General features: G+C 71.0%; 7 protein-coding genes. 1 reads left to right on the forward strand and 6 read right to left on the reverse strand.

The window, feature by feature from the left end; translation table 11 throughout:
- Positions 1-3: 3 nt before the first annotated feature.
- The 6 genes from hemF to ACK4K7_RS11200 all read right to left on the reverse strand — a co-directional run bounded on the left by hemF (position 4) and on the right by ACK4K7_RS11200 (position 6,631).
- The gene (gene hemF, locus ACK4K7_RS11175) at positions 4-846 is read right to left on the reverse strand and encodes an oxygen-dependent coproporphyrinogen oxidase (RefSeq protein WP_431866034.1); all 843 of its coding nucleotides are present in this window, start codon (positions 844-846) and stop codon (positions 4-6) included.
- A gap of 70 nt (positions 847-916) precedes the next feature.
- On the reverse strand, positions 917-2,242 hold the full coding sequence (locus ACK4K7_RS11180; RefSeq protein ID WP_431866036.1) for a bifunctional folylpolyglutamate synthase/dihydrofolate synthase: 1,326 nt from the start codon (positions 2,240-2,242) through the stop codon (positions 917-919).
- A gap of 74 nt (positions 2,243-2,316) precedes the next feature.
- Positions 2,317-3,168, reverse strand: coding sequence for an acetyl-CoA carboxylase, carboxyltransferase subunit beta (gene accD, locus ACK4K7_RS11185; protein WP_431866038.1), 852 nt, complete (start codon positions 3,166-3,168; stop codon positions 2,317-2,319).
- Positions 3,165-3,926 carry an orotidine-5'-phosphate decarboxylase gene (gene pyrF / locus ACK4K7_RS11190; protein ID WP_431866040.1) on the reverse strand — a complete coding sequence of 254 codons (762 nt, stop codon included), beginning with the start codon at positions 3,924-3,926 and terminating at the stop codon, positions 3,165-3,167. The genes accD and pyrF overlap by 4 nt, the downstream gene beginning before the upstream one ends.
- The gene (locus tag ACK4K7_RS11195) at positions 3,923-4,249 is read right to left on the reverse strand and encodes a hypothetical protein (RefSeq protein ID WP_431866042.1); all 327 of its coding nucleotides are present in this window, start codon (positions 4,247-4,249) and stop codon (positions 3,923-3,925) included. Before ACK4K7_RS11195 ends, pyrF begins: the two co-directional genes overlap by 4 nt.
- 72 nt (positions 4,250-4,321) lie before the next feature.
- Positions 4,322-6,631 (reverse strand): patatin-like protein, encoded by a 2,310-nt coding sequence (locus ACK4K7_RS11200; protein WP_431866044.1) that lies wholly within the window; start codon positions 6,629-6,631, stop codon positions 4,322-4,324.
- A gap of 155 nt (positions 6,632-6,786) precedes the next feature.
- Between ACK4K7_RS11200 and ACK4K7_RS11205 the strand changes: the two genes are divergently transcribed.
- On the forward strand, positions 6,787-8,105 hold a 1,319-nt coding region (locus tag ACK4K7_RS11205), incomplete at its 3' end, for a serine hydrolase domain-containing protein (RefSeq protein WP_431866046.1).

Here is an 8,105-nt window from a genome sequence, read left to right on the forward strand (position 1 = left end):
CGGTCAGTTCCAGGTCGCGACCGGGGGAAGGCTCATCAGGATGGCGTCGACATTGCCGCCGGTCTTGAGGCCGAACAAGGTGCCGCGGTCGTAGATCAGGTTGAACTCGGCATAGCGGCCGCGATATTCGAGCTGCCGCGCCTTGTCCTCCGGCGTGAACGGCGTCTCCATCCGCCGCCGCACGATCCTCGGGAAGACGTCCAGAAAGGCCTCGCCCACGTCGCGGGTGAAGGCGAAGGTCTCTTCGAACGGCCCTTCCAGATGGTCGTAGAAGATGCCCCCCACGCCGCGATGGACGCCGCGATGCGGGATGTAGAAATAGTCGTCCGCCCATTTGGCGAAGCGATCGTAGAAGGTCTGGTCGTGGGCGGCGCAGGCGGCGCGCAGGCGGGCGTGGAAGGCGGCCGTGTCCTCTTCATAGGGTATGGGCGGGTTGAGGTCGGCGCCGCCGCCGAACCAGCGCCGCGTGGTGGCGAGGAAGCGGGTGTTCATGTGGACGGCCGGCACGTGCGGGTTCGCCATATGGGCGACGAGGCTGATGCCGGTGGCGAAGAAGCGCGGATCGTCGGCCGCGCCGTGGATGGTGCGCGCGAACTCCTCCGAAAAACGGCCGCCGACGGTGGAGACGTTGACGCCAACCTTTTCGAACACTTTGCCCTTCATCAGCCCGCGCACGCCGCCGCCGCCCGGCGCGCCGTCCGGATCGGTCCGGTCCCAGGACGTGTAGCCGAAGGCCGCGTCGCCGCCCGCCTCCCGCTCGATCGCCTCGAATTCCGCGCAGATGCGGTCGCGCAGGGTTTCGAACCATGTGCGGGCGCGCTGCTGTTCGTCGTCCAGTTCGATCATCACTGCCTCCAGCCCTTGCCGATGCCGCGCCCGGGCCCGGGATGCAAGCCGCCGGCGGCCGGCGCGCGGATCAGGTCGGGAACTGCCGGTTCTCGCGCAGCACCTCGCCGGCGAGGTAGAGCGAGCCGAGGATGAGGACGATCGGCGGGCGGGCGCGGTCGGCGTGGCGGGCGATCCAGCCGAGCGCGTCCGCGGGCGAGGCGGCCTGGAGCGCGCTCATCCCCGCCTCGCGCGCGCGGGCCGCCAGATCGGCCGGCGCGTGGCAGGCGTGGCCCGGCACCGGAATGGCGTGCAGCGTGATGGCGCGGCCGCGGAAGGGCTTCAGCACCCCGGCCGCATCCTTGTTGGCGAGCAGGCCGAAGACGATGTGGAACGGCCGGTCGGCCGGCACGTGGGCGCGGAAGAAATCGGCGACGGCGCGGGCGGCGGCGGGATTGTGGCCGCCGTCCAGCCACAGCTCGGCATCGCCGGGGAGGAGATCGCGCAGCGGTCCGGGGCCGAGCCGCTGCAGCCGGGCCGGCCATTCCGCCCAGCCCATCGCCGCCCGCAGCGCCGCCTCGCCCACCGGAAGCGCGCGCTGGTGGCGCAGCATGGCGATGGCGAGGCCGGCATTCGTCGCCTGGTGCGCGCCGGCCAGGCGCGGCAGCGGCAGGTCGAGCCGGCCGGCCTCGTCGCGATAATGGAGGCGCTCGCGATAAAGCGCGGCGTCCCACCGGCCGCCGCGCGGCAGCCAGTCGGCGCCGGCGCCCGCCGCGGCGGCTTCGATCCGTTCGGCCATTCCCGGCGGATAGTTGAGCGTGACGAGCGGAGCGCCGGGCTTGGCGATTCCGGCCTTTTCCGCGGCGATGTCCTCGATCCGGTCGCCGAGAAAGGCCTGGTGGTCGAGGCCGAGCTGGGCGATGCCGCAGACCAGCGGATCGGGGACGACATTGGTGGCGTCGAGCCGGCCGCCGAGCCCGACCTCCACGATGCAGGCGTCGGCCGGAATGCGGGAGAAAGCGAGGAAAGCGGCCGCGGTGGTGGCTTCGAAGAAACTCACCTCCATGTCGCCCGCCGCGTCCAGCACTTCGGCCAGCAGGGCGGCGAGCGCCGCATCCTCGATCAGGCGGCCGGCGATGCGGATGCGCTCGTTGAACCGGACGAGATGGGGGCTGGTATAGACATGGGTCTCCAGCCCCGCCGCCTCGATCGCGGCGCGCAGGAAGGCGCAGACCGACCCCTTGCCGTTGGTCCCGGCGACGTGGAGCACGGGCGGCAGGCGCCGTTCGGGATGGCCCAGCCGCCCGAGCAGCGCGGAGACGCGGCCGAGGCCGAGCGTGTCGGCCCCCGGCGACAAGCGGGCGAGCCGGTCGAGCTGCGCCTGGACGGCGGGATCGTCGGAGACGGCGCGGTCCATCTAGCCGCGCCTCGCGGGCGGCCGACGGGATCTCTTCGCCGTTTCCGTTCCCCTCCGACGGAGGGGGGGCGGGTTCACGCCGCCTCCCGCTCGGGCGCGAGGTAGGAGATGAGGAGGGACAGGCGCTGCTTGAGCTCGTGGCGGTGCACCACCATGTCGACCATCCCGTGATCGAGCAGATATTCGGCCCGCTGGAAGCCCTGCGGGAGCTTCTCGCGGATGGTCGATTCGATCACCCGCTGCCCCGCGAAGCCGATCAGCGCGCCGGGCTCGGCGATCTGCACGTCGCCCAGCATTGCGTAGGAGGCGGTCACGCCGCCGGTCGTCGGATCGGTGAGGACGACGACATAAGGCAGGCCCGCCTCGCGCAGCTCGGCGATCGCGACCGTGCTCTTGGGCATCTGCATCAGCGACAAAATGCCTTCCTGCATCCGCGCCCCGCCGGCGGCGGTGAACACGATGAAAGGTGCCCGGTCGTGAATGGCGGCGCGCGCGCCGGCGACGAAGGCGGCGCCGACCGCCATGCCCATCGATCCGCCCATGAAGGCGAAATCCTGCACCCCGACGACGGCGCGCCGCCCGTCGATGGTGCCGCGCGCGTTGAGGAAGGCGTCATGCTCGGACGTCTTCTGCCGCGCCTCGCGGATGCGGTCGGTATAGCGCTTGGTGTCGCGGAACTTCAGCGGATCCTCCTTCACCTGCGGCGGGGCCAGCAGGGTGAAGCCCGGATCGAGCAGCATCTGGAAGCGCTGCCGGGCGCCGATGCGGCCGTGATGGTCGCAGCGCGGGCAGACGTTGAGATTTTCCTCCCATTCGCGGGTGAACACCATCGCGCCGCATTCGCGGCACTTGTGCCACAGATTGTCCGGCGTCTCGCGCTTGGGAAGGAAGGGTATGCTGTTGCGGACTCGGTTGAGCCAACTCATCGGGTCGTCTCCTCGGGGAGGCGGATAAGGCGGGGGAGGAGGCGTGTAAATCCTCCCTGCGTGCAGGAAGGGGAGAGTGGAGACGAGGGCTCCTCCTCGATCGCGTGGGTGGCGTGCTCGGGATCCTGGGTGGTGGTGATCGGGCGGCCGCCCACCAGCACCGACGCGCCGGCGTCGAGCGCCTGGCGCGGGGTCACCACCCGCTTCTGGTCGCCGACATGCGCGTCGGCGGGCCGGACTCCGGGCACGACGAAGAAGCCGTCCGGCCACAGGCGCCGCGCCGACGCCACTTCGGCTCCCGAACAGACGACGCCGTCGAGGCCGGCGGAGCGGGCAAGGCCGGTCAGGCGCTCGACCTGGCCGTGCGGATCGCCGGAAATGCCGGTCGCGGACAGATCGTCGGCGTCGAGACTGGTGAGGACGGTGACGGCGACCACCTTGGTGCCGGTCGGCGCGGCGGCCTTGGCATCCTCCATCATCGCGCGACCACCGGCGGCGTGGACGGTCAGGATGGCGGGCTCCAGCGGGCGCAGCGCCTGCACCGCCTTGGCGACGGTGTTCGGGATGTCGTGCAGCTTCAGATCGAGGAAGAGGGGAAGACCGAGCTCCGCCATCTCGCGCACGCCGGCGCGGCCGTTGGCGCAGAAGAATTCGAGGCCGAGCTTCAGCCCGCCGACATGGTTGCGCACGCGGGCCGCGATGGCCCTGGCGCGGGCGAGGTCGGGCGTGTCGACGGCGACGAAGATCGGGCTCTTCATCGCGCCGGCCAGACGTCGCTGTCGGTCGCAATCCGGTCTTCGTCGGCGGGGGAGGCGGTGGCGGGGCGCGGGGCGGGCGGGTTGACCACGGTCACCCGGTCCTGCGTCTCCTGCCGCCTCCGGATCGACCAGAGCTTGGCGCGGTGCACCGCGAACATCGGCAGGAAGCCCAGCAGGAAGGCGGCGATCACCAAAGCGGGCAGCTTCACGTCCGCCTCGAGCCCGCCCCACAGGCGGATCGTCACCGGGACCCAGTTGACGCTCGCGAACAGCACCAGGCCGACCGCCACGACCACCCAGAACAGGGTCTTCAGAAACTGCATCGCAAAGCCTCCCGAGCGGCCCTACCTCTATCAAAATCGCCGGTGCGTCCAGTGCGGCGTGGCCATCGCCGGCTAGCCGATCTCCCGATCCAGCTCCTCGAACAGGGCGGGGACCGAGGTGAGGCGATCCTTCTCCTCCTCGAGGATCGCGCGGAACGCCTGCCGCTTCAGCTCCGTCGTTCGTCCCGGCGGGAGGTGGACGCCGTCGGGCAGGGCGGAGACGGCGATGTCGATCAACCGCTCCGCGCCGTGGAGCCGGCCCCACAAATAGTCGTTCTCGCGATAGGCGCGGCTGAAGAAGGCGCCGAAGCTGTTGAACTGGATGCCCTTCAGCGTGGCTTCCGCGCCGCCCGACCGGATCGCGGTCGCGTCGTCCGGGGAGATGCGGTCCACCTTCACCGGATCGAATTCGTCGAGGCCTTCGCCCTGCAGCAGCGGCAAAGTGGCGATGTCGTAGACGGGATAGCCGAGATAGGTGAGGATGAGCGCCCTCCGGTCGGCGCGGCTCAGCCCGGTGAGGGCGGCGGTGAAGCGGGCGTCGGCCTCGTCGTCCAGGTGGCGCAGGTCGAGCGTTCGGGCGAACGCCACGAGCGCCGCCTCCGGCGCTTCCGCCACGGCGGCGAAATCGGCGCGGGCGGCCGCGTCGGCACGGCCGCCGTCGGCCGCGTCGCGGTAGCGGCCGATCAGGTCGTAGAGCGTGCGCCGCACCCGTTCGCGCGCCTCGGGCGGCGAATCGAAGCCGTGATCCTCCTCGGTCAGCTGCCGGGCGACGAAGCGCAGGCGGCGGCTGCGGAAGGGAAGATCGAAATTGCGCAGGAATTCGACGACGTCGACGCGCGCGCCCGTCGCGGTCATCGCGTCCGGCGCGGTGAGGCGGGCGGCGCGCACGGCGTCCCAGATCGCCTGGCGGACGATCCGGCACCGCTCGGCGCTGCCGCCGCCGCCCAGGCGGAAGATGCGGGCGGCGACTTCCTCGACCACGTTGGACATCTTGAGCTGGCCGTAGGCGGCATAAGCGAAGCCCGCGCCGCGCGCCGCCTCGACCTGCGCCCTCGCCCGCCAGGCCGCGAAGCGCCTCGGCGTCGGGCTGGCGAGGAAGAAGGTGGTGCCGAACGTGCGCTCGATCGCCGCCTCCACCTCGGGGCGCATCGAGGCGACGATCCGCCGCAGCCGGCGGATGCGGGACGAGCGGCGGTCGATCGCCTCCAGATTGTCGCGGATCGGCTGTTCGCGCGGAATGTCGGACATCGCGCCGAAGATGGTGGCGAAGAAGCCGGGAAGGTCGTTCTCGCCGGTCGCGCCGAGCCGGACGCTGAACAGCCCCGGGCGCGGATCGATATAGACGAAGCGGCGGTCCACCTCGCGCCGGGCCGGCCGGTTGTGGAGCGCGGCCATGGCCGGGCCGAAGGGCGCGTTGGCGAGCACCGACCCGTCGATCAGCACCGCCTGCTCGGCATCTCCGACGGCGGCGTGGCGGGGGAGGGCGCGGAGCAGGAAGTCGGTGCGCCCGGGCCATGCCCGCCCCCGTTCCTCCAGCACCGCGTCCAGTTCGCCGACGCGGAAGGGCGGGAAGGCGCCCGGGAAGCTGGCGGTCGCCCGGGCGGCGAAGGCGAGCTCCGCCGCGTCGGCGAGCCCCCGCTCGGCACCGCCGGCGTCGCGGAAGGAGAGGGTGAGGCGGTGTTCGGTCTCAATCACTTCGGGCGGTGAGTTGAGGCGCAGTCGCTGGGGATGGCCGTGAAAATCGGTGACGGTGACGAACAGGTCCAGCGGCTGGTGATCGGGCAGCAGCGGCGGCCCCTGCGGCCCGGCGCGCATCGCGTCGAACGCGTCGAGCAGCAGCCGGGTGAAGCCGGCCCCGCCGAACGGCGGCGCGAACCAGCGCGAGCGCACGAAATTGGCGAGCTTGGCCCGCACCTCCTGGCGGTGGTCGGCCTCCACCGTCTGCTCGACCGCGCCGCCGCGGCGGGCCGAAAGCGCCCAGGCGAACGGCACCGCCGCCGTCTTGGCGAGCCGCGAGACCTTGCTGACGTCGGGATCGATCAGCCGGTCGACATCCGCCGTCTCCAGCCACAATTCGGTGAGCGGTTCCAGGGACCGGCCGGTCGAGACCGCGTCGGCGAGGAAGATGGCGTTGATCCCGCCCGCGCTCGCGCCGGCGAGGATGTCGGTGAAGACGCGCAGCTCCAGCCCGCATTCCTCGGCGAGCGCTTCCAGCAGGCGCCGGTAGACGCCCTCGCTGCCCTCGCGGCGCGGCTCGCGCGCATGGTAGGCGCGGCTCGCCCGGGCGAGGTGCCAGATCTCCTTGGTGATGCCGTGCATGTAGACGGCAAGGCTGATCCCTCCGTAACAGACCAGCGCCAGCCGCAATTCCTTTTCCCGCATTGCGCGAGCGTGGCAAAGCGGCGCCCCGCTGTCGAGGTGCCGCGTCTAAACCCTTGCCACCGGACCTATCTTTCGGCGGCCGCCGGGTCTAAGGGCAGGAACCGGGAGCGGCCGCGCGGGGGCGAACCGCCGGGGGGAGAGTTGAGAGGGTGTCGGTGCGGCGTTTTGCCTGGATTTTCGTACCGGTTCTGTTGTTCGCCGGCATCGTCTGGGCCGCCACCGGTATCCGCTTCGTCGAGCCGGACGAGGGTCCCAGCGCGGTCGAGCAGGAGATCGAGCGCGCCACCGCCGATCCGGGCAGCTTCCAGGCGACGATCGGCGAGGCGGCCCACGCCCGTCCGCGCGGCGCCATCGACTATGCCCGCATCGATGCGCGGCTGCGGCTGCTGATCGAGCGCAACAATATGGTGGGCCTCGCCGTCGGCATCGTCGAGGACGGGGAGATCCGCTTCCTCAAGGGCTATGGCGAGACGATCGCCGGGAGCCGCGATCCGGTTACGCCCAACACGGTGTTCCGCTGGGCCTCCCTGTCCAAGGGCGTGGCCGGCGACATGGTCGCCTTGCTCGCGGAGGAGAACAAGCTGTCGCTCCACGAGCCGGTCAGCCGCTATTCCTCGACGCTCAGGCTGCCGGAGGGGAAGGAGCAGGTGGCGACACTCGCCGACGTGCTCGCCCACACGCTCGGCATCTTCGCCCATGCCAACGATTCCAAGCTCGAGGACGGGCTCGATCCGCGGATGCTTCGCGCTTCGCTGAACGAACTCAGCCTGATCTGTCCCGTCGGCCAATGCCATGCCTATCAGAATGTCGCGTTCGACGCGGCGGCCGAGGCGGTGGAGCGCGCCACCGGCAAGACCTATGCCGATGCGGTGCGCGAACGCTTGTTTCTGCCGCTCGGCATGACCGGCGCCTCGATGAGCATGGAGGGGCTGATGACCGCGCCGAGCTGGGCGCGGCCGCATGTCGGCGGCAGGAACTCGAAGCCGGTCGAAGTGACGGAGCCCTATTACCGTGTGCCGGCCGCGGGCGGGGTTAACGGATCGATCAAGGATCTGGCCATCTGGCTGCGCGCGCAGATGGGGGCGGAGCCCGAGGTTCTGAACGAACGGGTGCTGGCGCTCGCCCACGCGCCGCGCACCGCCACGCCGGGCGAACGGGCGCGGCGCCGCAAGTATCAGGAGCGGATCGCCGATGCCCGCTACGGCCTTGGCTGGCGCGTCTTCGACTATGCGGGGAATGAAGTGGTGGCGCATCGCGGCGGCGTCCGCGGCTACCGGTCGCTGATCATGTTCGATCCGCGGCGCCGGTCGGGCGTGGTGGCGCTGTGGAATTCGTCCGCCTCGCAGCCGGGCGGGCTCGAATATGAAGTGATGGATATGCTCTACGGCCTGCCGTTCAGGGACTGGCTGGAGCTGGAGAAGTTCGCGCCGCGAAGCGCGGAAGAGCCCACCGAGGTGGTGGACGAGGGTGGAAC

Origin of the sequence: Allosphingosinicella sp. (assembly GCF_046295735.1) — a bacterium.
Lineage (GTDB): Bacteria > Pseudomonadota > Alphaproteobacteria > Sphingomonadales > Sphingomonadaceae > Allosphingosinicella.